The following is a 24179-nucleotide window of genomic DNA, read 5'->3' as shown; positions in this document are numbered from 1 at the left end:
GTCGCGCATCGTGGCTAATTGTTTCGAGGTGAACAACTGCAGCTGCCGCATGAATCATTCTCTCGCATGCCTACACCGCCTGGCCACTATTCGATCACCTCGATGTGCGGCTGTTTTGAGGCCGATTGGTGAACTGAGAGGAGGCAGAAACGCGCCCGGTCATGCCGGTGTCATCGCGCGCCGGCTGGCCTGGCATCCACTGTCCGTGTCGGTCGGCCGATGATCGCCAGGGCGGTTCCGGAGGCGCCTCACCGTTGTGCCGTAGTGAACGTGCCGGATGGGTTTCGGCGACGACGGCGGGTTGGTGGCCGTTGCGGCTGCGGCACGCTCGCGCATGGGCGAGACTGTCGGCGGGCGTCGCCGGCGTCGCGCTCGACCGGCTTGGCCGCACGTTCGCCGGCGGATCCCCGACCGGGCCGCGCTCTCGAGGGACACGGATGACAATCGAAGCACTCGGCGCCAACCAGCCCGAGACGTTCTATCGTGGCGCCGGGGGGATCGCCGCGTTCCGCAACGTGCCGGCGCTACCCGATCGGCCCGAGGACTGGGTGGGGTCGACGACCAGCCGGTTCGGGCTCGCGCCGTCCGGGCTCTCCACGCTGGCCGACGGGCGGGTGCTGGCCGACGCGATCGCCGCCGATCCGCGGTGGTGGCTCGGGCCGGATCGCGCCGACGCCGGCGTGCTGGTCAAGCTGCTCGACGCCGGCCAGCGCCTGCCCCTGCACGTCCATCCGGATCGCCGGTTCGCACGGGCGCACCTGGCCTCGCCGTACGGGAAAACCGAAGCGTGGGTGATCGTCTCAGCGCGCCCCGGCGCGTACGTCCATCTCGGTTTTGCCCGTGATGTCGTCGCCGAAGAGCTGGCCGGATGGGTGCGCATGCAGGATGCGGCGGGCATGCTGGCGGCGACCAACCGGATCCCGGTGACGGCCGGTGACGCGATCCTCTGCCCGGCCGGCCTGCCGCACGCGATCGGCGACGGGATCCTGCTGGTCGAGGTGCAGGAGCCGACCGATTTCTCGGTGCTGCTGGAGTACGCGGAGTTCGGCCTGCCGGACGGCCACCTCGGTCTCGGCTACGACCTGGCCCTGCAATGCGTCGACCGGGGCGCCTGGACGCCGGCGCGCCTCGACGGACTGCGGGGCACGCCGGACCGCCTGCTGCCGGCGGCCGCGGACGAGTTCTTCCGGGCCTCGCGCCACCGCGGCGGCGATCGGCTGGCGCAGGGCTTCGGCGTGGTGGTCGCGGTGGCGGGGGAGGGCCGGCTCGGCGACCGGCCGGTCCGGCGCGGGGACACCTTGCTGATTCCGTACGCGGCGGGCCCGCTCGCCCTGGACGGCCCGGTCGAGGCGATCCGCCTGAGCGCCGCCTGACCGGCCGTTCCTCGCTGTCGTCCGCTGCTCGGCGCCGGTCGCGATCGCCCGCGACGTCTCGGTCACGACGCCCGCGCGTGGCGGCGGCGGGCTCGCTGGCGACAGGTCGGGCCGCAGTAGCTGGCGGGCCGGCCGGTGGCCCGTGCGCGTAACCGTGCGCCGCACTCGAGGCAACGCCGCGCGCCCGGCGCCGCGGTTTCGTGATCCGGACGGGTGGCGCCGTCACGAAACTCGGCGTGTTTCGTGACGCGGGGACGCAGGCCGTCCAGCAGCGTCCACACCAGCTGTCGGCCGCGGGCCGGGTCGCGGTGGGCCGATCCGAGCGCCGCGCCGCCGATCAGCACCGCGGTCAGGTCGTCGGTCCGCACGTCGGGCCGGATCGCGCCGGCCTGTTTCGCGTGCTGCAGCAGGCGTTCCAGAGCCTCGCCGAACCGGTGTACCGCGGCGCCCAGCGTGGCGTGCGGCCAGCTGCGGTCGGCGGCGAGCGCGTCGCAGACCAGTTTGCGGCCGGCCGACCTCTCGATGACTTCCAGCATCAGCCCGAACAGCGCGTCGCCCGGCCGGGCCCGGAGCGACCATCGATCGGCCGCGGCCACGAAGCTCGCCACGTGCTCGGCGAGCACCGCCTCCAGCAGGACCTCCCGGCTCGGGAAGTGCCGGTACACCGTGCCCGCGCCGACACCGGCGCGCTGAGCGATCCGGCCGAGCGGCACCTCCGGCCCCTCCTCGGCGAACAACTGCATCGCCGCCCGCAGCACGGCCGCCCGGTTGCGGAGGGCATCCGACCGGCGGAGAGCGCGCGTGTCACGGAAGCCTTCCGGCGGCGGCGAAACGGGAGAAGCATTCCGCATCGTGCCAGTATCCACCACCTCCGGAACGGATGTCCCATGACCAACCCTCCGATCCTCGTCACCGGCGCCACCGGCAAGCAGGGCGGCGCCACCGCGCGGCGGCTGCTCGCCGAAGGCCGGCCGGTACGGGCTCTCGTCCGTGACCCGGCTGCCCCGGCGGCGGCCGAGCTGGCCGCCGCGGGCGCCGCCCTGGTGACCGGCGACTTCGACGATCCGGCGAGCCTGCCGGCCGCGTTCGCGGGCGCCGCCGCCGTTTTCGCGGTGCCGCCGGTGGCGTTCGGCCCGGGCGGACCGCTCACCGAGCTCGAGGCGGCCCGCGGCCGGGCGCTGATCGACGCGGCGGCGGGAGCGGGCATCGATCAGGTCGTGTTCAGCACCGTCGCCTCGACATCGGCGCACTCTCCCGGCTCGGCGGGCAAGGCGCTGATCGAGCAGTACCTGCGCGACCACATCGCGCGGCCCACCGTGCTGCGCCCGGTCCGGTTCATGACCAACTATCTGGGCGCCGGAGTGGCCGGCATCGAGGGCATCTCCGGCGGCGTGCACCGGCACCTCTTCCCGCCGGACGAGCCGATGCAGGTCATCGCCCTGGAGGACGTCGCGGAGTTCGCCGCGCTCGCGTTCGCCGACCCGGCTCGGTTCGCTGGGCGCACGCTGGAACTGGCCGGCGACCAGCCGACCCCGGTCCAGGCCGCCGCCGAGATCACCCGCGCCACCGGCATCCCGGTCCGATACGAGCAGCTCACCGACGACGAGGCCGCCGCGCTGGGCCCGGTCATCGCCGACACCAGGAAGCGCTGGCTGGCCGGATATCGCTGGCACGCCGACATCGAGGCGCTGCGGGTCATCCACCCCGGCCTGCGCACCCTCGCCGACTGGCTGACCGAGTCGGGCGCCGCCGCGATCCGCGCGCACCTGGGCCACGCCGGCCCGCCCGCCGGCCGGCGTGCGTGATCGGCCGGCGTGCGTGGCCGGCCGGCGTGCGTGATCGGCCGGCGTGCGTGGCCGGCCGGCGTGCGTGATCGGCCGGGGGAGCGGCCGCCGGGATATGGTGTCGGCATGAGCGTTCCGTCGGCGCACCAGCCCGCGTGACGAGTCCGCGGAGGTTCATGAGCATCGATTTCGCGCCGGCCCAGCGGTCGCGCCTGGGGATCGAGTGGGAGCTCGCCTGCGTCGACCGGCGCAGCGGCGAGCTGTCCCCGGCGGGCCCGGAGCTGCTGGCCAAGCTCGGCACCTCCGACGCCTTCCCGCACGTGACCAGCGAGCTGCTCACCAACACGGTCGAGCTGGTCAGCGCGCCGCACCCACGGGTACGCGACGCCGTCGCCGACCTCACCCGGCTGGCCGAGCGGGTGAGCGAGCTGGCCGAGCCGATGGGCGTCGACCTGATCTCGTCGGGCACCCACCCGTTCGCCCAGTGGTTCCAGCAGCACGTGACGCCGGGCAAGCCGCGTTACGCCACGCTGATCGACCGCACCCGGTGGTGGGGCCGGCAGATGCTGATCTGGGGCGTGCACGTGCACGTCGGGGTCGAGGACCGCCGCAAGGTGTTCCCGATCATCGACGGCCTGCTTACGTACCTGCCGCACTTCCAGGCGCTCAGCGCGTCGAGCCCGTTCTGGGGCGGGGAGAACACCGGGTACGCGTCCAACCGGGCGCTGATGTTCCAGCAACTCCCGACCGCCGGCCTGCCCCCGCAGTTCACCGAGTGGGAGCAGTTCGAGTCCATGGTGGCCGACCTGCGGCACATCGGCGTCATCGAGGACCTCGGCGAGCTGCGCTGGGACATCCGCCCCTCGCCACGGCTGGGCACGATCGAGGTGCGTACGTTCGACGGCATCCCCACCACGCGCGAGATCGGCGCGGTCGCGGCCCTGACCCAGTGCCTGGTCGAGCGCTTCTCCCGGGATCTCGACGCCGGCCGCGAGATCCCGCAGATGCAGCCGTGGTTCGTCCGCGAGAACAAGTGGCGCACGGCCCGCTACGGCATGGACGCGATCATCATCCAGAACGCCTCCGGCGACGAGCTGCTGGTCACCGAGGATCTCGGCCGGCTGCTGCCGGCGCTGGCGCCGATCGCCGAGTCGCTCGGCTGCGCGCAGGAGCTGGAGCATCTGCGCGACATCGCCCGGTGCGGCGCGAGCTACCAGCGTCAGCTGCGCGTGGCCGCCGCGAACGACGGAAGTCTCAAGGCCGTCGTCGCGTCCCTCGTGCACGAGCTGCGCGAGGGGCGGCCGACCTGATGCCGGAGTTGCCGGAGGTCGAGTTCGCAAGATCGGTCATCGAGCGCGCTGCTCTGGGCCGGTTGATCGCCGACGTGGATGACTCCGACACGTACGTGTGCCGCCCGCACCGCCCGGGTGACATCCGTGCCGCCCTGGCCGGCCACCAGCTCACCGCGGCCCACCGGCGCGGCAAGACCATGTGGTGCGACACCTCCGGCGGCCCCGTGCTCGGCATCCACCTGGGCATGTCGGGCAAGATCGTCATCGCCGACCCCGGCGGCCACGAGATCGACGGCGGCGACTACTGGGAGGGCCGGCGCGTCGCCGGCGACTATCGCTGGGCCCGCTTCACGCTCGCCTTCGCCGACGGCGGCCGGCTCATGCTCGTCGACCCGCGCCGCCTCGGCCGGATCCGCTTGGACCCGGCGCTCGACGCCCTCGGCCCGGACGCGACGACCATCACCGACGAGGCCTTCCGCCGCGCCGTCACCGGCGGCACCGCGCCGGTCAAGGCCCGGCTCATGGATCAGCACCTGATCGCCGGCATCGGCAACCTGCTGGCCGACGAGATCCTGTGGCAGGCGCGCGTGCACCCGGCCCGCCCCGGCGACGAGCTCACCCGCCCGCAGGCGAAGCGGCTGCTCGGCGCCACCCGGGAGGCCGTGGCCGCCGCCCTGCGCGACGGCGGGGTGCACACCCTCACGATCATCGCCCAGCGCCGCCCGGACGGCCGCTGCCCCCGCGATGGCGCCCCGATGACCCACGGCACGGTCGCCGGCCGGACCACGTGGTGGTGCCCGGCCGAACAGCGCTAGGAACGCCCGCAGGGCCGCGGATCAGGGGCGCCAGGCCGCCACGACGTCGTCGGGACCCCAGACGACGTCGACCGCGCCGGCCGGAATGTCCGCGCCCGAGCGGGTGACGGCGAGCAATCCGGCGGCGTCGTCGAAGCCGGGGACCTGACGGGCGCCGTCCCGCAGGTGGTGCAGGTCGTGGCTGTCGAACGGCGTACCCAGCCATTTCACCGAGCCACAGAAGTGGATCCGCGACGCGACCGGCGCACGGTCGGCGCCGACCAGGTCGATCTCGGGGTTGAACTGCCGGTTCCACCAGCCGCCGACGACCTGGGCGTCCGGCCAGGGCAGCGCCCCGGTGACGGTGGCCTGCTCCGCCGACGTACGGATCAACGGCTCGACGGCTCGGCCCCGCCAGCTGCTCCACCGATTCTGAAACAGCGCGTATCCGGCGTCGGGGCGGCCGCGCAGAACGAGATTGTGAACGTCGCGCATGATGGCCAGGTAGAGGCGCAGGTTGCTGTCGGCGACCCGGTAGAGGACCGGTTTGCCGCTACTGGTCGACAGTGGCTGGTCGGCCGCCAGGACCTGCTTGTCCTCGGTGAGTTGGCGCAGCAGCGGGGACAGCGTCCCGGACCTGACCGGACCACCGCGGCCGCCGGCGATGCCGGCGATGTTCGCGAACGCGCGGGCGTCTCCACCGACGGCCTCGAAGACCCGCCGGGCGACGTCCGGATTGGGGAACTCCGCGGCCAGGGACTGCTCGGGCACCGTGAACAGTGGCGAGGCCGGATCGGCGCACTCCTCGCGGAGGTGGTCGGCGGCGCGGGCGCCGGCCGGCCAGCGCAACAGGATGCCGGGGAGGCCGCCGGTGATCAGGTGCGCGTCGATGGCGTCGGAACCCGCCAGCCCGGCCGCGTCGGCCGTCTCCGCGAGGTTGAGCGGCCCGAGGACGAGGTTGTCGGCACGGCCGTAGAACGGCTGGTCGTACGCGGTGAAGCGGCGCATCATGTGCAGGTCGCTGCCGAGAAGCAGCAGCAGGACCGGCCGGCGCGAGAGCAGGCGGTCCCACACCACCTGCAGCTGCGCGTCGAACGTCTCGTCCTGTTCGGCGAGCCAGGGCAATTCGTCGAGCACGACGATGCAGGGCCGGTCCGGCAGCGATCCGGCCAGAATGCGAAGCATGTCGCCCCAGCCCCCGGGCGGCGAGGTGCTGGGCAGCAGCGCGTGGTCGTTCGGCAGATCCGACTCGGCCAGAGTCGCGAGGAACTGGGCCGTCGACTCGGTCGCCGACGCGCCTTTCACCGCGGTGAAGTACACATAGGGCAGGCCGGAACGATCGCAGAGTTCCTGGACCAGGCGCGACTTGCCGACCTGGCGACGGCCGCGCAGCGCGACGGCGAGACCCGTCCCGGTCCGCCTGATGTGCTCTATCCGTTTTGCCAGGAGCGACAGCTCGGCACCTCGGCCGACGAACACGGGTCCTCCGGAGGTAGACGGCATCTAGGTAGATTCAGTCTACCTAGACCCGGGGCCCGGCAGGTCAGACCCGGAAGCGGGACACCACCGACTGCAGCTCCGCCGACATCTGGGCCAGCTCCTGGGCCGACCGCTGGGTCTCGGCCACCGTGGCGGTCGTGGTGCGGGCGGCCTCGGCGACGCTTGCGATGTTGTCCGAGATGCTCGCGGAGCCGGTGGAGGCCTCGCTGATGGAGCGGCTCATCTCGTTGGTCGTGGCGGTCTGCTCCTCGACCGCGGAGGCGATGGTGGTCTGGTAGTCGTTGATCTGGGCGATGATCTCGGAGATCCGGCCGATCGCGGCCACCGCGCCGCCGGTGTCGGCCTGGATGGCCTCCACCCGCTGGGAGATGTCGCCGGTGGCTTTCGCCGTCTCCTGGGCGAGGTCCTTGACCTCGCTGGCCACCACGGCGAAACCCTTGCCGGACTCGCCGGCCCGGGCGGCCTCGATGGTGGCGTTCAGCGCGAGCAGATTGGTCTGCTCGGCGATCGCGGTGATGACCCGGACCACGTTGCCGATCTCGGCCGACGACTCGCCGAGCTTGGCGACGCTCGCGTTGGTGGCGGCGGCCTCGGTGACCGCCTGCGAGGCGACCCCGGCCGCGTCGTTGGCCGACTGGGAGATGTCGCGGATCGCCGACCCCATCTGCTCGGTGCCGGCGGCCACCGTCTGCACGCTGCGCGCCACGTCCTCGGACGCGGCGGCGAGCAGGCCGGTCTGGGCCGAGGTGTCCTGGGCGTTGCCGGCGATCGCCTCGGCCGACGTCGACAGCTGCCGGGACGACTCGGCGAGCGTCCGCGACGAGCCGGTCAGCGCCGCGACGGTCTCCCGGATCGCGGTCGTGGCCTGGTTGACCGAGTGTGCCATCAGCCCGACCTCGTCGCGCCCGACGGCGGCGGCGTGCCTGGTCAGGTCGCCGCCGGCGATGGCGTCGAGCACGTCGCGGACGCCGGCCAGCCGGCGCGAGATGCCGCGACCGATCACCAGCGCCAGCGTGACCGCGACGATGACCCCGGCCAGCACCAGGATGATGATCAGCCGCCGGGCGTCGACCGCGTTCGCGTGCGCCTCGGTGCTGTCCACCGCGGCCTGCGAGCGCTCGAGATCCATCAGCTTGTCGACGGCGGTGTTCATCGTGTTCTCGGCGTCGCCCCACACCTGGTACTGCTCGGCGACGGTGGTGGGCAGGGTGACCCCGGCCGGCGGCGCCTCTTTGAACATCAGGAAGTTGACCAGCGCCTTGTACTGGGTCCAGGCGGCGCCGAAGGCCGCGGTCTGGGTCTGCCAGGTCTCCGACGGGTCGGGGGCGGAGACGTACTGCTGGCCGGCGGTGTCGACGGCGGCCTGCCCGTCCCTGGTCTGCTTGGCGTAGTCGGTCTTCTCGGCGGCCGACTGGGCGCCCTGGTAGAGGAAGAGCGCACGGTACATGTCCGACATGCCGTTCTGCACGCCGACGAGCGCGTCGAGCCGCGTGATGTTGTCGCTCTTGAGGCCCTGCACGCGTACGTCCAGCGAGCCCAGCCGCGCCCAGGCGACGCCGGCGGTCACCACGGCCACCAGCGCGACCACGGCCACCGCTAGAACGATCTTGGCGCTGACCCGCATGTCGTTGAGGCGGCCGTTCATGGTGCTCCCTGGGCGTTCGCGGAGTGATGCAATTTCCCGTTCGGCCGGATCACAAAGTTGCTGAGCGGTTGCCGGCCGGCCCGGCCTCTCGTGCGAAGAAGGCGGCCAGGCGTACGGCCAGCCCGGCCGGGTTCTGCAGGTGCATCAGGTGGTTCGCGCCCGGCAGCACGAACGGCTCCGCCCGCGGAAGCCAGGAGCGCAGCAGGGCGTGCCGCTCGGCGAAGGCCGCACTGACGTCCGCGCTGCGCTCGCCGAGCACGAGCAGGACCGGCCGGGTGACCGCCCCGGCCTCGGCCGGACCGAAGGACCACGCCCGCACCGCCGGGAGCTCCTGCCCGAAGAACGTGCCGGCGTCGGCCGCCGCGCGGTCGATCGCGCCCGGCAGGACGGCGTCGAAGACCTCGCGGTAGCGCGGGCCGCAGACGCCACGCATCCAGATGTCGACTGCCTCCGGCCGGTTGCCCGCGGCAAAGGACCGCAGGGCGTCCCCGGCGAACGAGCCGCTCGGCACGGCGAGCAACGCGGTCTCCAGCAGCGCCAGGCTGTGCACCACCTCGGGATGGTCGATCGCGAGCTGCAGCGCGATCACCGCGCTGGACGAGTGCCCGACGAGATGCGCCCGCTCGACGCCCAGGTGGCGCAGCAGCGCCCGGCAATGCTCGGCCATCCGCGCGACCGTGACCGCCCCCTCGACCGGATCGCTGCCGCCGTACCCGGGCCGATGACAGCGGATCAACCGGTACGCGCCGGCCAGCGCCGGCTCGGCCATCAGGCCGGCGAACCAGTCCGCGCACACGCCGGCGTGCAGCAGCACGACCGGCGGCCCGGCTCCGCGCTCCTCGTACGCGATCTCCCCGCCGTCGATCCGGATCCGGCGCACCTGATCACCCCACCCGCAGCCGGACCAGCAGCCAGGGGAACCGCCAGCGTCCGGGACCGCCGGGCGGGGCCGTGTTCTCGGCGGCGAGCAGGCCGACCAGGTCGCGGTCGAACGCGGCCCGGGCGTCGTCGCCGAGGGCGGCGCGCGTCGCCATCACCGGCGCGAATGAGGAACGGTAGAGGTCGGCCAGCTCGGCCGGCGTGCCGGTGAAGGCATATTCGACCACCCGCTGCTCGGTGTGCACCGGCAGGCCCGCGAACAGCGCGCCGACCTGGGCCGGATCGCCCCACCGCGTCGGCGGCGGGCCGGCCGGCGGCTCGGGCGCGTACCGGGCGAGCAGGGCGAAGAACCGGCCCACCCCGCCGTCCGGCGTCCAGTTGGCCATCGCCACCAGGCCGCCCGGGCGGCACACCCGGGTGAGCTCGCGTGCCGTCGCCTCCTGACCGGCGGCGAACATCGCCCCGACCGCGGAGAGCACCACATCGAACTCGCCGTCGGCGAACGGCAGGTCGGTCGCGTCGCCCTCGACCCACTTGATCGGCAGATCGCCCGCCGCGCGCCGGCCGGCGTCCAGCAGTTCCGGGGTGATGTCCACGGCGGTGACCTCCGCCCCCGCCCGCGCGGCCGGGACGGCCACGTTGCCGGTGCCGGCCGCCACGTCGAGGACCCGGTCGCCGGGCCGCAGCTCCGCCGCGGCGACCAGATCGCGGCCCATGTCCGTGATGAGCTCGGCGACCCGAGCGTAGTTTCCCAATTCCCACATGCGACCAGGCTGCTCCCCGGACGCCGGGGCGCGAGGTTCGAAGAATGGACTTTCCTCGGCCGCCGACCGGCCGGACGATGGGTCATGCGCAGCTACGGACAGTACTGCCCGGTCGCGCTCGGCGCGGAGGTCTTCGCGGAGCGCTGGACCCCGATCATCCTGCGCAACCTGCACCTGGGATGCGAGCGCTTCGCGGAGATCCTCGAGGGCGCGCCCGGCCTGCCCCGCAGCGTGCTGGCGGCCCGCCTGCGCACGCTCTGCCGGTACGGCGTCGTCCGGCAGACCGGGTCCGGCCGGCGCACCCGCTACGTGCTCACCGACTGCGGCCACGAGCTCGCCGAGGTGTGTTTCGCGCTCGGCGTCTGGGGCGCCCGCTGGCTGGAGGTGCGGCCCGAGGACCAGGACCCGTACCTGGCCCTATGGACCGTCTCGCGGATGATCGACCCCGGCTCGCTGCCCCGCGACCGCGTGGTGGTGCGCTTCGACCTCACCGGAGTGCGCGGTCCGCACCGGTACTGGCTGGTCGCCGCGCGCAGCGGCAACGAGGTGTGCGTCGAGCCGCCGGGTTACGCCGAGGACGGCGTGGTCACGACCGACACCGCCGCCCTGGTCGGCTGGTATGCCGGGGAGCTCCCGCTGGGCGCGGCGCAGCGGACCGGCCGGATGACCGTCAGCGGCCCGCGCTGGCTCGAACGGGAGCTGGCCCGCTGGGGACGGCTCAGCCCATACGCCGGCGTCGAGAAGCGCCGGCCCGAACGGCAACGGGGCTGATCCGGCCCACCCGCCCGGGTGGTGGACCAGCAAAGCACCCGGGTGCGACAATTCCCGCCGGTTGTCCACAGTCGGGTTTCCTGCGCGCGGTTTTTTCAGCCGGCGGCGCGGGGATTTCAGCGGGCCTTCGAGCGGCCGGCCGCCGGCGGCCTCGGCCGGGTCCGCGGGGGCAGCCTTTCGGGCAGCCGTTGTCCGCGGCCTTGTCGGCGCGGGTGCATCGGCCGATGCTGGGTGCCGGTCGCCGGTGCGGCCGTGGCCCACAGGGGGGCGGATCGGAAGGGGCCGGTGAAGGTCGCGGTGAGGCCGAGATGACGTACGGGCTGGGCGTGGACCTCGGAACCACGTGGACGGCGGCCGCGGTCCGGCGTGGCGACGCGGTGGAGGTTCTGCGACTCGGCGGGCGGCGGCCCGAGATCCCGTCGGTGGTCTACCTGCCGACCGGCGGTCCGGTGCTGGTCGGCGAGCCGGCCGCGCGCCGCGGCGAGGAGGATCCCGGCCGGCTGGCCCGCGAGTTCAAGCGGCGGGTCGGCGACCCCGTGCCGTTGCTGGTGGGCGGCTCGCCCTATCCGGCGCACGCGCTGCTCGCCCGGCAGATCGAGCACGTGCTCGCGGTGGCCACGGCCGCCGAGCAGGGTCCGCCCGGGTCGGTGGTGCTCACCTGCCCGGCGAACTGGGGACCCTACAAGCGCGACCTGCTGGAGCAGGCCGCGCGTCTGGCCGACGCGCCGCGGGTGGTGCTGCGCAGCGAACCGGAGGCGGCTGCTGTCTCGTACGCGGCGAGCGAGCACATGGCCGCCGGCGACGTGGTGGCCGTGTACGACCTGGGCGGCGGCACCTTCGACGCGGCCGTGCTGCGCCGCACCGCCGCCGGGTTCCAGCTGCTCGGCACGCCGGAGGGGATCGAGCAGCTCGGCGGCGCCGACTTCGACGAGGCGGTCTTCGACCACGTGACCCGGCTCCTGCCGCCCGACCGGCTGACCGGGGACGACGCCGAGCTGCTGCCGGCACTCACCCGGCTGCGGCGCGACTGCGTGGACGCCAAGGAGGCGCTCTCCTTCGACACCGAGGTGATGATCCCGGTGGCGCTGCCCGGCCTGCACACCCGGGTACGCCTGACCCGCCGTGAGTTCGAGGAGATGATCGCCCCGGCGTTGCAGGAGACGGTGCGGGCGCTGGGCCGCGCGCTGCGCTCGGCCGGCGTGGCGCCCGAGCAGCTGCGGGTGATCCTGCTGGCCGGCGGCTCGTCGCGGATCCCGCTGGCCGGAGCGCTGGTGGGTGAGGCGTTCGGGCGCCCGGTCGTGGTCGACCCCGACCCGGAACACAGCATCGCCCTCGGCGCCGCCCGCCTGACCGGCTCCCTGCCTGCCCCGGCCCCGGCCGCACCGACCCGGAATGCGCCGACTTCAGCCGCACCGACTCCGGCTGCGTCCGCCCAGGGTGCATCGCATCCGGCTGCGTCCGCCCCGGGCGCACCGCCTCGGGGCCTGCGCGCCCAGCCGCCGCGCACCCAGGCTGTTCCCGGCCAGACAGTGTCTGCCCAGTCCGCTCCGCCCACCCCGGGCACCACCGCCGGGGCTCCCCGTGCCTCGGCCGCACCCGCAACGGTGCCGGTGGTCTCCCCGAGACCGCTGACATCGCCATCGCCGCCCGTGCCGCCGACCGAGCCGGCCACGCCCGTGTCGTCGTCGCCCCAGCGGCCACCGGCCGGACCGTCGTCGTCGCTGCCGTCGCCCCCGCCGTCCGCGGCCTCAACGCCATCGCCCCCGCCGTCCGCGGCCTCTGCGCCGTCGATCCAGCCGTCCCCAGCCTCAGTGCCGTCGACGCCGCCGTCCCCAGCCTCAGTGCCGTCTCCCCCGTCGTCGCTGCCGCGGTCGGGTGGGACGCCGGCGACGCAGCCCCTCGCGATGGGGCGGGCCACGCCGGCCGAGGCCACCGAGGCGCTGCCGGGCGGGCCCGGCGCACAGCAGCGGCGGCGCCGGAGCCGCATCCTGGTCGCCGCCGCGGCCGTACTGCTGATCGCCGTCGCCGTGCCGGTCACCGTCCGGCTGCTGCGTGACGACGGCGGCCGGGCCGGGGCGCAATCGCCGCCGGCCGTCAGCGCCAGTGCGCCGGCCTGCGGCTTCACCGAGGATTTCGCCGGCACCACGGTGGACAGCGCCTGGGAGCGCAACCGCGCGGATCTGCCCATCGCGGTCAGTGGCGGCACGGCCGAGCTGGACGCCCCGGACGGGACGGACATCTTCCAGTCCAACATCACCGCGCCGATGCTGCTGCGGCCGGTCGCCGGCGACTTCGTCCTGGAAACCACCGTGGAGGTGTCCCCGGCGGTGTTCTACCAGGCCGCCGGCCTGTTGCTGTGGAACGGCCCGACCAGCTACGTGCGGATCGAGCGCGGCTTCGGCGGCGGCAGCGGGACGATCAGCTTCGAGTACCGCGACGGCGGCCCGCATCAGCGGGTGCACGGGCCGCTGCCCAACCAGAATCCGATCAAGACCGAGGCCACCCGGATGGTCCTGCGGATGGTCCGGTCGGGCGGCCGGGTCGTCGGCTCCTGGCGGCCCATCGACAAGCCCGGTTTCGCCGAGCTGGGCAACGTCCCGATGACGCTGCCGCAGACGGTGCGGGTCGGCGTCTCCGCCCTCAACCGGGCCCAGTTCGGGGCGAAGCCCATCCCGTTCCAGGCCCGGTTCGAGCGGATCGCCGTCACCTGCTGACCGCGCTGTCCGGACAGCGGGGCGGCGGTCAGATCGCTTGCGGGAAGTCGAAGAACCGGCCGGGGTCGTACGCCCGCTTGACCGCCCGCAGGCGGCGGTGGTTGCCCGCGTGGTACGCCGCCGCCCAGTCGTCGAGGGCGGGGTCGGGGAAGTTGGGATAGACTCGCCCCGACCCGTCGGCGTGGGCGACCGCCCAGGAGCGGTCCACCCACGGGTCGTCCGGGCCGGCCACGTGCTCGAGGAGGAACCGCTCGCCGCGGTGGGCGAACGCGGTGGCGTCCTCGGCAACCCGGTTGTAGGCGCCGCCCATGGCGGTGAAGGTGAGCCGCCGGCGGCCGTCCAACCCCGTCAGCAGCGACGCGATGGTGGCGTCGGACAGGCCGCGCGAGAAGAACTCGGAGCGGGTCCGCTGGGGCGGCTCGGGCGGGCCGGCGAAGGTCTGCTTCAAGCGGTGATAGGGCAACCCGCCGCGCAGCTCGAAGGGCTGATCGGTGAACTCCCGCAGCACCTGCCGAGTCTTCGCCTCGTCCAGAGTGGACGCGCCGAACAGGACGGCCCCGGACGACTCGACGGTGAGGTTGAGGGTGAGCTCGTCGGGCGCGTCCGGCGCCCACGCCTGCCATGCGCGTACGAGATCATCCAGCACGGCCGCCGGCCGGCGTGCCTCGATCCGGGTGGTCAGCGGTTCCGCGACCGTGTCGAACCGCAGGGCGGTGACCACCCCGAACTGGCCTCCGCCCGCCCCGCGCAGCGCCCAGAACAGGTCCGGATCCCGGTCGTGGTCGCAGTCCACCACGCTGCCGTCGGCCAGCACGACCCGCGCGCCGGCGAGGCGATCGCAGGTCAGGCCGTGCGTGCGGCCGAGCAGGCCGATCCCGCCGCCGAGGGTGAGGCCGGTGATGCCGACGGTGGGACCGCAGCCGGCGGGCAACGTCCGGCCGTACGCGTGCAGGCCCTCGTACACCTCGCGGAGGCGCGCGCCGGCGCCGATCTCGGCGGGGGAGACGCTGTGCAGGCCGGACAGGTCGAGCACGATGCCGTCCGTCGACGACCGGCCGGCGAAGCAATGCCCGCCGCCGCGCGGGACCAGGCGTTCCCCGGTGGACCGGGCGTAGGCCAGCGCGCCGGCCACGTCGGCGTCCGAGCGGCACAGCACCACGAACCGGGGCCGCACGTCGCGGTGGGGCGTGCCGGCCGGGCGGCGGACCGCGTCGTAGTCGGGCGACGCCGGCGTGAGCACCTGGCCGTCCGGCACAAGAAAAGGCACGGGTACGAGGCTACGAACGGCGGGGACGCCGGGTCTTGAACGAAACGCGCGCGGACGGGCCGGCACGGTTACGTGCGGCGGGACGCCCGGTCTTGACCGAAACGCGCGAGGAAAGGCTGGTACGAGGCGGAGTGGTCGTGGCCGCAGGCGCAGCGGTCGACCGTGCCGCCGAGCAGCTGGGTCGGTGTCTGGCCGGTCAGGCGCAGGCACTCGCGGCTGAGGTGCGCCTGGTCCGCGTACCCGACGTCGACCGCCAGGCCCGCCACGCCGTCCGCGCCGGGCCGGCCCGACGCCGCCGCGCCGGCCTGGGCCAGCGCGAGGAAACCCTGGAACCGCAGCGTCCGCTGCAGCACCTTCGGGCTCACCCCGACTGCCTGCAGGCAACGGCGGCGCAGCTGGCTGCCGGAGAGCGCCAGGTGACCGGCCAGCGCGTCGATGTGGACCGCACGCCACGGCATCAGCGCCCGCACGGCCGCGCGGACCAGCGGATCCACCGGGGCAGCGCGGCGATACTCGCGCAGCAGGTGGGATTGCAGGGCGAGCAGCGCCCGCTCGGGTGTCTCGGCCCGGGCCATCGCCTCCACCAGGCGGTCGGCCGTGCGTCCCCACAGTTCGGCCAGGCTCAGCCGCTGGTCGACCAGGTCGTCGAGCATCGCCGGCAGCGGCGGCGCTGTCCCGGGCAGGAACCGCACCCCGACGATCGTGGTGCGCGGCGGGATCACCTCGACCTCGGGGCCGGTCAGCGGGCCGACCAGCTGCGCAGCGCCGCCGATCGGGAAATGGATCTCGACCCCGCCGGTCGGCAGGTTGCGCTGCACCTGCGCCGCCGCGCCGGTGCGCTGGATCCAGACGGTCCGCACCACGCCGGCCAGGCCGGGCCGCGGTGGCCGCTCGATGTAGGAGTCCATCAGGCGATCACGGTAGCCGGATTTCTGCGATCCGGGGACAGCGCCCGGGACAGCAGCGGCCCGACCAGCGCCAGCGTCGCCGTCACGCCGAGGCCGGAGATGATCAGCAGCCAGCGGCCGCCGACCGCGCCGAGCAGCGCGCCACACGAGCACGGAGGCTGATCCGGCGATATTCGCTTGGCGACCCGGGCCCGGGGAAATACGTTGCCGCGCATGACCCTTCGCATCGAGCAGGCGCAGGACCGGGACGCCGTGGCTGCCCTGCACCGGGCCGCGTTCGGCGGCGAGCACGGCGACACCGTGGCCCGGCTCGTGGACGCCCTGCGCCGCGACGACCCCGGCGCCCTCTCGCTCGTGTGGGAGGAGCCGGGGCAGGTCGTGGGCCACGTCATGGTCAGCCGGGCGCTGCTCGACGCGGCCCGGCGGCTCGTGCCGGTCCGGACGCTGAGCCCGCTCGCCGTCCGGCCGGGGTGGCAACGCCGCGGCCTCGGCTCGGCACTGGTCCGGGCCGCCCTGAGCCGGAGCGACGAGCAGGGCGTCCCGCTGGTGTTCCTGGAGGGCGATCCGGCCTACTACGCCCGCCTGGGCTTCCTCCCGGCGGTCGAGCAGGGCTTCCGCAAACCGTCGCTGCGGATCCCCGACCCGGCGTTCCAGGTCGTCCGGCTGTCCGCCTGCGAGCCCTGGATGACCGGCACCTTCGTCTATCCGGACGCCTTCTGGGAGCACGACTCCGTCGGGCTGCGCGACGCGGACTGAGCCAAGACTGAGCTAGGCGTGCAGCGTCGGCCGATAGACCAGCTCCTGGGTGCGGCCGTCGAGCGTCCGGCTCTCGAGCAGCTCGAGGTCGAAGTCCTCGGCGCCGCGGAAGATCGGGCTCGAGCCGGTCCGCCCGGTGATGACCGGGAAGAGCGTCACGTAGACGCGGTCGACCAGCCCGGCGGCCATCAGCGCCCGGTTCATCGCCAGGCTGCCGTGCGAGCGCAGCGGCACGTCCGACTCCTGCTTGAGCCGCGCGACGACGTCGACGGCGTCGCCCCGGACGAGGGTCGCGTCCGGCCAGTCGAGCTCCCCCTCCAGCGTGTTCGACACGACCGTGGCCGGCAGCTGGTGCAGCCGGGTCACCCAGGCGTCGTGCACGGTCGGCTCGTCGCCGGCGGCCAGCAGGTGGGTGAAGTCCCGGTACGTGTTGGCGCCGAGCACCATCCGCTGCGGCTCGCTGTAGACGGCGAGGCGGTGCTCGAGCAGCTCGGGCCCTTGCTTGCCCCAGTAGCCGCCCCAGCCGCTGACGGCCGTGCCGAACCCGTCGAGGCTGGTGAAGAAGTCGAAGGTGTAGGTGGCGGTCATCGTTCTCTCCTCCGGTCGGGTACGAACAGGCAGACCACCGGCGGAACCGGAACTGAGCGGTCCCCGAGCTATCTTGCATGACAGGCGCAGAGCGAGGGTCCGGCTGACGATGACTTTGATCGACCTTGGCGACCTCGCCGGGGCCGCCGCCGAGCCGGCCGCCCCGGTGAATCTGCCGCGGCTGCGCCGGCTGGCGCTGACCGTGGCCGCCGTGGCCGGCCTGCTGGCCCTGGCGGCTTCCGCGGGACCGCCGCCGGCGCTGGTACGCCCCGTGTGGGCGGCCGCGTTCGGGCCCGGCGACACCATGGCGCTGGACGGCCGGACGGTGTACCTCAATCGCGCCGGCGCCGCGGGCCGGCTCGCGGTGAGCGCCTACGACCTGGGCACCGGCGAGCTGAGATGGAGCACGCCCGACGATGCCGAGGTCGCCGACTACGGCGTGCTCCCGGCCGGGGACGTGGTGCTGGTGCCCACCGCCGACCCCGGGTCCGGGCGCGGCACGGTCGCGGTCGACGCGGCCACCGGCGCCCCGCTGTGGCGGTCGGCGGGCGACGCCACGCCGTCGGTGGCCCGCGGGGACGCGCTGCTCGCCCGGACGGATCAGTTCGGGGTGACCACCGAGCTGCGCCTGGTCGGGCTGCGCGACGGCCGCGAGCGGTGGCGGCGCGCGATCGCGCCGGCCACGCAGTGGACGACGCTCGCCGAGGACGGCCGGCCCACGACGATCGTCGCGGTCACCAAGACGGGCGACGTGACCGTGTACGGGTACGCGGACGGCGCGGTGCGGCACCGGGGCCGCATCCCCTGGAACGGGGTGTACTCGTCGACGCTCTTCCCGGCCGACCCGTACCTGGTGGTGGTGCGCACGGCGTCCGCGCAGACCGTCGCGACCGTCTACCGCGCCGCCGACCTCGCCCCGCTGTGGCGGTCCGACGAGCTGATCGGGTACGTCACCGGCTGCGGCGAGCTGATCTGCACGGCGGGCGTGCGGGGCGTGGTCGGCCGCGAGCCGGCCACCGGCCGCGAGGTCTGGCGGCGCACCGACATGAACTTCGTGTGGAACCTCGGCGCCGGGCGCCTGCTGCTCTCGCCCGCCGCCAACCTGGCCTCGGCGACGACGGTGCTGGTCGACACCGCCACCGGCCGGACGATCGGCCGCCCGTTCGGCGGGCAGCAAGCGTTCTCGGCCGACGGCGCCGGCTCGTTGCTGCTGCTCCGCGGGACGCGTACGCCGCCGTATCGCACCGCGGTGAACCGCCTCGACCTGGCCACCGGCCGGCAGACCGTGCTCGGCACCGTCGACCGGTTCGCCGCACAGGACTGCCGGGGAGCGCCCGGCTACCTGCTCTGCCCGCGCGGGGACACGCTGACCGTCACCGCCGTGGCCGCCGCGCGATAGAGCCGCACACGGGGCCGCGCGGTCATTTGCCCAGGGCGGTCATCTGCACTGGGCCGTCATTTGAGCAGGGCGGCGATCGCGGAGTCGTCGAGGGCGGCCAGCAGCGCGGCGGGGTCGTCGTAGACCGCGACGGCGCCGGCCTCGGTCAGCTCGTCGGCCGAGGTGCCGCCGCAGGTCAGGCCGATGCATGGGATGTCCAGGCGGCCGGCGGCCTGCACGTCCCAGACCGAGTCGCCGACGAAGACCGCGGCGTGCGGGTCGACGTCGGACTGGTCGAGGGCGGCCTGCAGGATGTCCGGCGCGGGCTTGCTCTGCTCGGCGTCGGAGGACGACGTGGCGGCCGTGATCACCTCGTCCGCGCCGATCACCCGGCGCAGCTGCTCGAGCTCCGGCTCCTTGGCCGACGAGGCGAGCACGACGGCGAGGCCGCGGTCGGCGATGGCCCGCAGCAGGTCGGCCGCCCCGGGCAGCGGGCGCAGCCGCTCCCACCAGGCGCCGTAGAGAACGTCGTGCGCGGTGGTGGACTCGTCGTCCTTGTCGCGGTCGCGCGATTCGCCGAGCAGGTGGTCGAGCAGCTTGTCGGAGCCCATCCCGATGCCCCGGTGGATCGTCGCCATCGGGACGTCCACGCCGCGCTGGCGCAGCGCCTCCCACCAGGCGACCGCGTGCAGGTACGTGGTGTCGACCAGGGTGCCGTCGACGTCGAGGAGAACACCGGATCTCATCGCCGCGGAGTACCCCGCGATCACGAGCGCGAACCGCTCAGACCCCGATCGCCGCCCCGGCGCGATGATCGGACGAGCCGGTCCGCGGGCGTCAGGCGGCGGCTTTGCGGTGGATCGTGTAGTGCAGCACCAGGAAGGGCAGACCGAACAGCGAGAACGCGTGCTCGGCCCGCAACTGCCCGCCCTCGGCGTGGACGTCGAGCTGCTCGGCGAAGCCGTGCACGGCCAGGGTGGTCAGCTCGCGCGTCGCCGGGTCGATGTAGCTCAGGTAGTGGCCGGGGTGCGGCAGGTCGCTGCGGCTGCTCAGCACCAGCCCGCCGCCGGGGCGGGGCTGGGGGAGCAGGGTGGCGGTGAAGTTGCCCTGCGGCACCGGGAACCCGACGCTGACGTAGCCCCGGCCCTCGTGCCGGTAGGTGGTGTAGACACCGACGTAGATCGGCTCGTCGGTGTCGGCGAAGGAGCGGATCCAGCCGCGTACGCCGATCAGGCCGCTGCCCTCCGGGGTGATCGTGTCGATGCGGCTGCGGACGCCGCGCAGGGTCTCGCGCTGGTTCATCGGGACGTTGGCCTGGCCCACCGGGCGGGCCACGAGCGTGCGGTAGAGCAGGTAGCCGGGGCGCACCCAGAGCCGCCACTCGGGGACGATGTCGAGGCGGAACCGGGTGGTGTGCTCGTAGAACTCGCGCACCAGGGGATCGACCGCCGCGGGGTCGAACTGCGGACCGGCCAGGTCGTCCAGGGAGGCGACGATCCCGACGTCCTGAGCGTCGGCCTCGTACGTCCCGCCCAGCACCTCGGCCAGCCCGCGTACGTAATCGGTGCCGACGTAGCGGGTGCGCGCCTCCAGCGGGACCACGAAGGGCAGCTCCGCGGCCGGGACCTGCTCGGCCAGCAGGCCCACCTGCGGGTCGCGGAACAGCACCGCGGACAGCGCGCGGACGCCGACCACGGCGCTCGCCGCGACGGCGGCCGGCGGCGCGGACGGGCCCGCCGCCCGGCGCCAGGCGGCTCCCACGGCCGCGCCCACGACCGGACCGAGCGCCACCTTCTGCGGGCGCAGGCCGAGCGCGCCTGCAACCGACCCGGCGGCCAGGCCCACCGCCACCGGGCCGGCCTTGGTGAGCCGGCCGCCGAGCCAGCCGGCCTGCGCCGCCAGCGCGCCGCTCATCACCACCCGCGACCACCAGGCCGGGATCTCGCCGGGCCGCTGCCGTGCCCGCGCCACCGCCTCGGTCGCGGCCAGCGCGGCCGCGCCGGCGAGCGCGCCGGCCGTCGCCGCCCCGGCGCCCCGGCGACCGGTGAGCGCGGCGCCGGACAGCGCCCCCACGGCCGCGGCGAAAGCGATGCCGGATGCGCGTTTGCCACTCGTCATGGGCGCACGCTAACAGGAGCCCGCGGGCGGAACTCAGAGCGTGCGCAGCGCCTCCGTCGGGGAGAGCCGGGCGGCGCGCAGGGCCGGATAGAGCCCCGCGCAACCGCCGATCAGAACGGCGGCTGCCAGGCCCGCGCCGACCGCGTACGCCGGGACGAGGGTCTGCCAGCCGCGGGCGGCGGCCATCGCGTACGTGACGGCCGTGCCGAGCACGACGCCGGCGAGGCCGCCGGCCGCGCCCAGCAGGACCGACTCGACCAGGAACTGGACGGCGACGTGGCCGCGGGTGGCGCCCAGGGCCCGGCGCAGGCCGATCTCGCCGCGCCGCTCGAGCACCGAGATGACCAGCACGTTGGCGATGCCGATGCCGCCGACCAGCAGCGCCACCCCGCCGAGACCGAGCAGCAGGACGGTGGTGCCGCCGGTGACGGCCAGCCGGGCGGTGAGCGCCTCGGACGGGCGGCTCACCGCGACCTCCTCCGGGTGCTCGGGGGCGGCGGCGCGGGCCAGCATGGCGGCGACCTCGGTGGTGCGGTCGGTCCGGGCGCGTACGAAGATCCGGGTGGGGTGGCCCTGGTAGCCGAAGTCCTGGGCGGCGATGGGCGCCCCGATGAACGCGGCGGTGTCCAGCTCGGGCGCCAGGTCCACCGGCGCCATCACGCCGACCACGGTGTACCAGCGGTCGCCGACCCGGATCCGGGGGCTGCCGTCGACGTCGCCGATGCCCAGGACGGTGGCGGCGTAGTTGCCGAGCACGACCGCCGGGTAGCGGACCAGCGCGGCGTCCAGGAACCGGCCGTGCACCAGCGTGCCGTCGAGGGTGGCGAGCAGGGTGGGGTCGGTGACGCGCACCGACAGGCCGCCGGTGCGGCCGGCCGGGATCCGGTCGCTGCGATAGACGTGGACCGGCAGGGCCGCGGTGGCGGCGGCGGAGAGGACATTTTCCGTACGGGCGACGGCCGGTCCCGCGGTGTCCGGCAACTCGGCCTCCCCGCCGCGCAGGGTCTTGCCGTTCGCGACGGTCAGCAGGTTGGTGCCGACCCGGTCGATCCGGGCCAGCACGTCGGCCTGGCTCGAGCGGGTCACGCCGAGCACCGCGACCATGGCCGCGATCCCGATGGCGACCCCGAGCACCGACAGGGCGGCCCGGCCCGGCCGGGACCGCAGGCCCACCGTGCTCACCGGCAGCAGGTCGGCGAGGCGCAGCCGCGATCGGAGGGCAGCGGGGCTCATCGTTCCTCCTTGACGACCCGGCCGTCGCGGATCTCGATGCGCCGGCGCATGGCCGCCGCGATCCGCTCGTCGTGCGTGATCACGACGATGGTGACGCCGTCCGCGTTGAGCTCGTGCAGCAGCGCGACCACCCCCTGCCCGGCGACCGAGTCCAGGTTGCCGGTGGGCTCGTCGGCCAGCACCACGGCGGGCCGGCCGACCAGGGCGCGGGCGATCGCCACCCGCTGCCGTTCCCCGCCGGACAGGTGCGCGGCCGGGAAGCCGGCGCGATGGGCGAGGCCGACCCGATCGAGGGCGTCGGCGGCGGCCCGGCGGCGCTCGGCGGCCGGCACCCCGCGGTAGAGCAGGCCGGTCGCCACGTTCTCCGCCGCGCTCAGCCGGTCGAGCAGCATGAACTGCTGGAAGATCACGCCGAGCCGGTGCGCGCGGACGCCGGCGAGCTGCCGGTCCCGCAGGCTCTCGACCGGCTGCCCGGCGATGCGCACCGAGCCGGCCGACGGGCGGTCCAGGCCGGCCGCGAGATTGAGCAGCGTGGTCTTGCCCGATCCGGACGGCCCGACGACGGCGACCAGCTCGCCGCGGCGGATGGTGACGCTGACGCCGCGCAGCGACTCGACCGGCGGGGTGCCGGGGTAGACCTTGCGCACGTCGATCAGTTCCAGGACCTCGGTCATGCGGCCGGCACCTCCACGGACTGGCCCTCGGTGAGACCGCTGACGATCTCCACCCGCCCGGTGCCCTGGTCGAAGCGGCCGGGCTCGACCGGGACGAGGGCGCCGCCGGCCAGCCGCACCTGATATCCGCCGCCCGGCCGCGCGAGGAGGGCGGCGATCGGGGCCAGCAGCACGCCGGACCGGGTGCCGACGATGACGTCGACGGTGACCGGGACCTGGTCGAGGGCGAAACCGCGGGGCAGGCGGACGGTGACGGTCACCGGGACGGTGGCCGCGTTCGGGTCGCCCGGCCCGTCGGACGAGCCGCCGGTCGGCGCGGTCGCGACCCGGCCGATCGCGGCCACCCGTCCGGGGATCGGCTCGACGTCCGGCAGGGAGACCTCGACCTTGTCGTTCACGTGCAGCGTGGCGGCCTGTGCGGTGTCGACCTGCGCCACCACCGCGCGGTTCGTCGACGTGCCGGTGAGCACGGTGGTGCCGGGCGCCACCGCCGCGCCGGCGCGGACCTGCTGCGCGGTGACCCGGATCGTGGCCGGCAGGAAGACGACCTGGCCCAGGGCGAGCCGGCCGGTGCGCCGGTAGGACGGCCGCCCCCAGGAGGCCTCCCAGCGGCGGATCGCGGCGGCGGTGGCGGCGCTGAAGTGGCGGTCCACGGTGATCCGGCGGTGCGGGTCGAAACCGAGGGCGACCAGGTTGGTCTCCAGCTGGCGCACGTCGGGACCGTCGCTCATGCCGTACCCGAAATCTCGAAAGGCCGGGACGGCACCCAGCAGAAGCCGGACCGGCGCGTCGGAGACGCGGAAGAGGACGCCGCCGCGGCCGATCGCGGCGCCCGGCGCCGGCGCCGACGTGAGAATGCCGGGCGCGCCCTGGTAGTCGGCCGAGTACGACCCGGTGTACCGGAGCATGCCGCTGAGCTGGGTGGTCTGGGTGAGCGTGCCGCGAGCCACGGTGGCGGTCCCGGTGGAGATCTCGGCGGCCGGCGCATCGGCGGCGGTGGGCTGGGCGCGGGCGGCGTAGGCGACACCGGCGGCCAGCGGCGCGGTCACCGCGATGGCGACCACGGTGATCGCGCCGCGCCGCCGGCTCACTTCTTCACCCCGGAACCACCGGTGATCTTGACGCCGCCGCTCCAGATGCTCTTGCAGGCCTCTTCGGCCTGGTCGCGCAGGTTGGCGGGGATGCCGTTGGCGAGCGGCGTGCCGCTGAGGTCGAACTCGCCGGCCTGGTTGGGGTCGGGGAAGTCGGGGAGGCCGTGCGCCCGGACGCACTTCGCGAACTCGGCGAGCTTGCGCAGGTCGTCGGCGGAAACCTGCTCCTTGGGGCGGAACGCGTTCGGCGGGTACCGGTCCTCGATCGGCTGGCACGCGTCGATGACCGACTGGCGGTTGCGGAGGTCCTCCTTCCAGTTGTAGCCGTCCGACGCCGCGAACTGCAGGTAGCCGTCGGTGCTGAGCTCCGCGTCCGGCATCCGGGTCAGGCCGTGGTCGCGCAGGCATTTGACCCATTCCTGGCCGAGGCTCAGCAGCTGCTGGCGGTCCGTTCCGGCGGACGCCGTGGTGGCCGGCGCGCCGGGGTCGTCGCCGGCGTCGCAGCCGGCGAGACCGAGGCCGGCGGCAAAGATCGCGATGAGAAGCACGGTGGGCGATTTCATGCATTCACCGTCGCGATCGGGACGGCCCGGCTCGTCCCACCACGGTCGGGACTTCGGGCGGCGGCGGCACTTCCGAAGTAGTACCTG

The 24179-nt window shown here is 74.4% G+C and carries 23 protein-coding genes; 8 read left to right on the top strand and 15 right to left on the bottom strand.

Translation table 11 applies throughout. The annotated features are described in order from the left end of the window. Positions 1-437: 437 nt before the first annotated feature. Entirely contained in the window at positions 438-1373 is a 936-nt protein-coding gene (locus ACFQS1_RS03520) for a class I mannose-6-phosphate isomerase (RefSeq protein ID WP_378964513.1), read from the top strand. A gap of 62 nt (positions 1374-1435) precedes the next feature. Here the strand turns inward: ACFQS1_RS03520 and ACFQS1_RS03515 are convergent, their stop codons facing one another. Further along, positions 1436-2224 (bottom strand): SbtR family transcriptional regulator, encoded by a 789-nt coding sequence (locus ACFQS1_RS03515; protein WP_378964511.1) that lies wholly within the window; start codon positions 2222-2224, stop codon positions 1436-1438. Between the two features lie 36 nt (positions 2225-2260). Between ACFQS1_RS03515 and ACFQS1_RS03510 the strand changes: the two genes are divergently transcribed. The 3 genes from ACFQS1_RS03510 (at position 2261) to ACFQS1_RS03500 (ending at position 5264) form a co-directional block, all read left to right on the top strand. After that, the gene (locus ACFQS1_RS03510) at positions 2261-3178 is read left to right on the top strand and encodes an NmrA family NAD(P)-binding protein (protein WP_378964510.1); all 918 of its coding nucleotides are present in this window, start codon (positions 2261-2263) and stop codon (positions 3176-3178) included. Positions 3179-3333: 155 nt separating this feature from the next. After that, positions 3334-4467: a glutamate--cysteine ligase gene (locus ACFQS1_RS03505; protein WP_378964509.1), complete on the top strand. Its 1134-nt coding sequence runs from the start codon at positions 3334-3336 to the stop codon at positions 4465-4467. After that, positions 4467-5264: an Fpg/Nei family DNA glycosylase gene (locus tag ACFQS1_RS03500; protein ID WP_378964507.1), complete on the top strand. Its 798-nt coding sequence runs from the start codon at positions 4467-4469 to the stop codon at positions 5262-5264. Before ACFQS1_RS03505 ends, ACFQS1_RS03500 begins: the two co-directional genes overlap by 1 nt. 21 nt (positions 5265-5285) lie before the next feature. Here ACFQS1_RS03500 and ACFQS1_RS03495 read toward each other — a convergent pair whose 3' ends face one another. The 4 genes from ACFQS1_RS03495 to ACFQS1_RS03480 form a co-directional block, all read right to left on the bottom strand. Further along, on the bottom strand, positions 5286-6722 hold the full coding sequence (locus tag ACFQS1_RS03495; protein ID WP_378964506.1) for an ATP-binding protein: 1437 nt from the start codon (positions 6720-6722) through the stop codon (positions 5286-5288). 64 nt (positions 6723-6786) lie between these two features. Continuing rightward, positions 6787-8388, bottom strand: a complete 1602-nt coding sequence (locus ACFQS1_RS03490; RefSeq protein ID WP_378964505.1) for a methyl-accepting chemotaxis protein — start codon at positions 8386-8388, stop codon at positions 6787-6789. A gap of 49 nt (positions 8389-8437) precedes the next feature. Continuing rightward, positions 8438-9268: an alpha/beta fold hydrolase gene (locus ACFQS1_RS03485; RefSeq protein ID WP_378964503.1), complete on the bottom strand. Its 831-nt coding sequence runs from the start codon at positions 9266-9268 to the stop codon at positions 8438-8440. A gap of 4 nt (positions 9269-9272) precedes the next feature. Next, positions 9273-10031 carry a class I SAM-dependent methyltransferase gene (locus ACFQS1_RS03480; RefSeq protein WP_378964502.1) on the bottom strand — a complete coding sequence of 253 codons (759 nt, stop codon included), beginning with the start codon at positions 10029-10031 and terminating at the stop codon, positions 9273-9275. A gap of 84 nt (positions 10032-10115) precedes the next feature. Here ACFQS1_RS03480 and ACFQS1_RS03475 point away from each other — a divergent pair, with 84 nt between their 5' ends. Beyond that, entirely contained in the window at positions 10116-10802 is a 687-nt protein-coding gene (locus tag ACFQS1_RS03475) for a winged helix-turn-helix transcriptional regulator (protein WP_378964500.1), read from the top strand. Positions 10803-11110: 308 nt separating this feature from the next. Continuing rightward, a complete protein-coding gene (locus tag ACFQS1_RS03470) occupies positions 11111-13516 on the top strand; it encodes an Hsp70 family protein (protein WP_378964499.1) in 2406 nt (801 codons plus the stop codon). A 28-nt stretch (positions 13517-13544) separates the two neighbouring features. On the opposite strand, the gene ACFQS1_RS03465 is transcribed toward ACFQS1_RS03470, so the two are convergent. From ACFQS1_RS03465 to ACFQS1_RS03455, 3 genes are all read right to left on the bottom strand, one after another. Continuing rightward, on the bottom strand, positions 13545-14783 hold the full coding sequence (locus ACFQS1_RS03465) for an FAD-binding oxidoreductase (RefSeq protein ID WP_378964497.1): 1239 nt from the start codon (positions 14781-14783) through the stop codon (positions 13545-13547). 68 nt (positions 14784-14851) lie between these two features. Next, entirely contained in the window at positions 14852-15691 is an 840-nt protein-coding gene (locus ACFQS1_RS03460) for a DUF6597 domain-containing transcriptional factor (protein ID WP_378964496.1), read from the bottom strand. Continuing rightward, positions 15691-15906, bottom strand: a complete 216-nt coding sequence (locus ACFQS1_RS03455; RefSeq protein ID WP_378964494.1) for a hypothetical protein — start codon at positions 15904-15906, stop codon at positions 15691-15693. The genes ACFQS1_RS03460 and ACFQS1_RS03455 overlap by 1 nt, the downstream gene beginning before the upstream one ends. Here ACFQS1_RS03455 and ACFQS1_RS03450 point away from each other — a divergent pair. Continuing rightward, on the top strand, positions 15905-16447 hold the full coding sequence (locus tag ACFQS1_RS03450; RefSeq protein ID WP_378964493.1) for a GNAT family N-acetyltransferase: 543 nt from the start codon (positions 15905-15907) through the stop codon (positions 16445-16447). The two genes, ACFQS1_RS03455 and ACFQS1_RS03450, sit on opposite strands and share 2 nt — an antisense overlap. Positions 16448-16459: 12 nt before the next feature. Here ACFQS1_RS03450 and ACFQS1_RS03445 read toward each other — a convergent pair whose 3' ends face one another. Further along, complete coding sequence (locus ACFQS1_RS03445; protein ID WP_378964491.1) at positions 16460-17035, bottom strand: dihydrofolate reductase family protein; 576 nt, start codon at positions 17033-17035, stop codon at positions 16460-16462. A 109-nt stretch (positions 17036-17144) separates the two neighbouring features. Here ACFQS1_RS03445 and ACFQS1_RS03440 point away from each other — a divergent pair, with 109 nt between their 5' ends. Next, positions 17145-18434, top strand: coding sequence for an outer membrane protein assembly factor BamB family protein (locus ACFQS1_RS03440; protein WP_378964490.1), 1290 nt, complete (start codon positions 17145-17147; stop codon positions 18432-18434). Positions 18435-18490: 56 nt separating this feature from the next. Here the strand turns inward: ACFQS1_RS03440 and ACFQS1_RS03435 are convergent, their stop codons facing one another. The 6 genes from ACFQS1_RS03435 to ACFQS1_RS03410 all read right to left on the bottom strand — a co-directional run bounded on the left by ACFQS1_RS03435 (position 18491) and on the right by ACFQS1_RS03410 (position 24092). Next, a complete protein-coding gene (locus tag ACFQS1_RS03435; protein ID WP_378964489.1) occupies positions 18491-19159 on the bottom strand; it encodes an HAD family hydrolase in 669 nt (222 codons plus the stop codon). A 91-nt stretch (positions 19160-19250) separates the two neighbouring features. Further along, positions 19251-20531 carry a hypothetical protein gene (locus tag ACFQS1_RS03430; RefSeq protein ID WP_378964487.1) on the bottom strand — a complete coding sequence of 427 codons (1281 nt, stop codon included), beginning with the start codon at positions 20529-20531 and terminating at the stop codon, positions 19251-19253. Between the two features lie 33 nt (positions 20532-20564). Continuing rightward, positions 20565-21764: an ABC transporter permease gene (locus tag ACFQS1_RS03425; RefSeq protein ID WP_378964486.1), complete on the bottom strand. Its 1200-nt coding sequence runs from the start codon at positions 21762-21764 to the stop codon at positions 20565-20567. Beyond that, entirely contained in the window at positions 21761-22438 is a 678-nt protein-coding gene (locus tag ACFQS1_RS03420) for an ABC transporter ATP-binding protein (protein WP_378964484.1), read from the bottom strand. Before ACFQS1_RS03420 ends, ACFQS1_RS03425 begins: the two co-directional genes overlap by 4 nt. Continuing rightward, positions 22435-23529 carry a peptidoglycan-binding protein gene (locus ACFQS1_RS03415; RefSeq protein WP_378964483.1) on the bottom strand — a complete coding sequence of 365 codons (1095 nt, stop codon included), beginning with the start codon at positions 23527-23529 and terminating at the stop codon, positions 22435-22437. The genes ACFQS1_RS03420 and ACFQS1_RS03415 overlap by 4 nt, the downstream gene beginning before the upstream one ends. Continuing rightward, positions 23526-24092, bottom strand: coding sequence for a hypothetical protein (locus tag ACFQS1_RS03410; RefSeq protein ID WP_378964482.1), 567 nt, complete (start codon positions 24090-24092; stop codon positions 23526-23528). Before ACFQS1_RS03410 ends, ACFQS1_RS03415 begins: the two co-directional genes overlap by 4 nt. Positions 24093-24179: the final 87 nt, after the last annotated feature.

The sequence above is a fragment of the Paractinoplanes rhizophilus genome, assembly GCF_042664765.1.
In the GTDB taxonomy this organism is placed as follows: Bacteria; Actinomycetota; Actinomycetes; order Mycobacteriales; family Micromonosporaceae; genus Actinoplanes; species Actinoplanes rhizophilus.
Note: the sequence above shows the minus strand (reverse complement) of the source record. Positions and strands in the feature narration are given on the sequence as shown.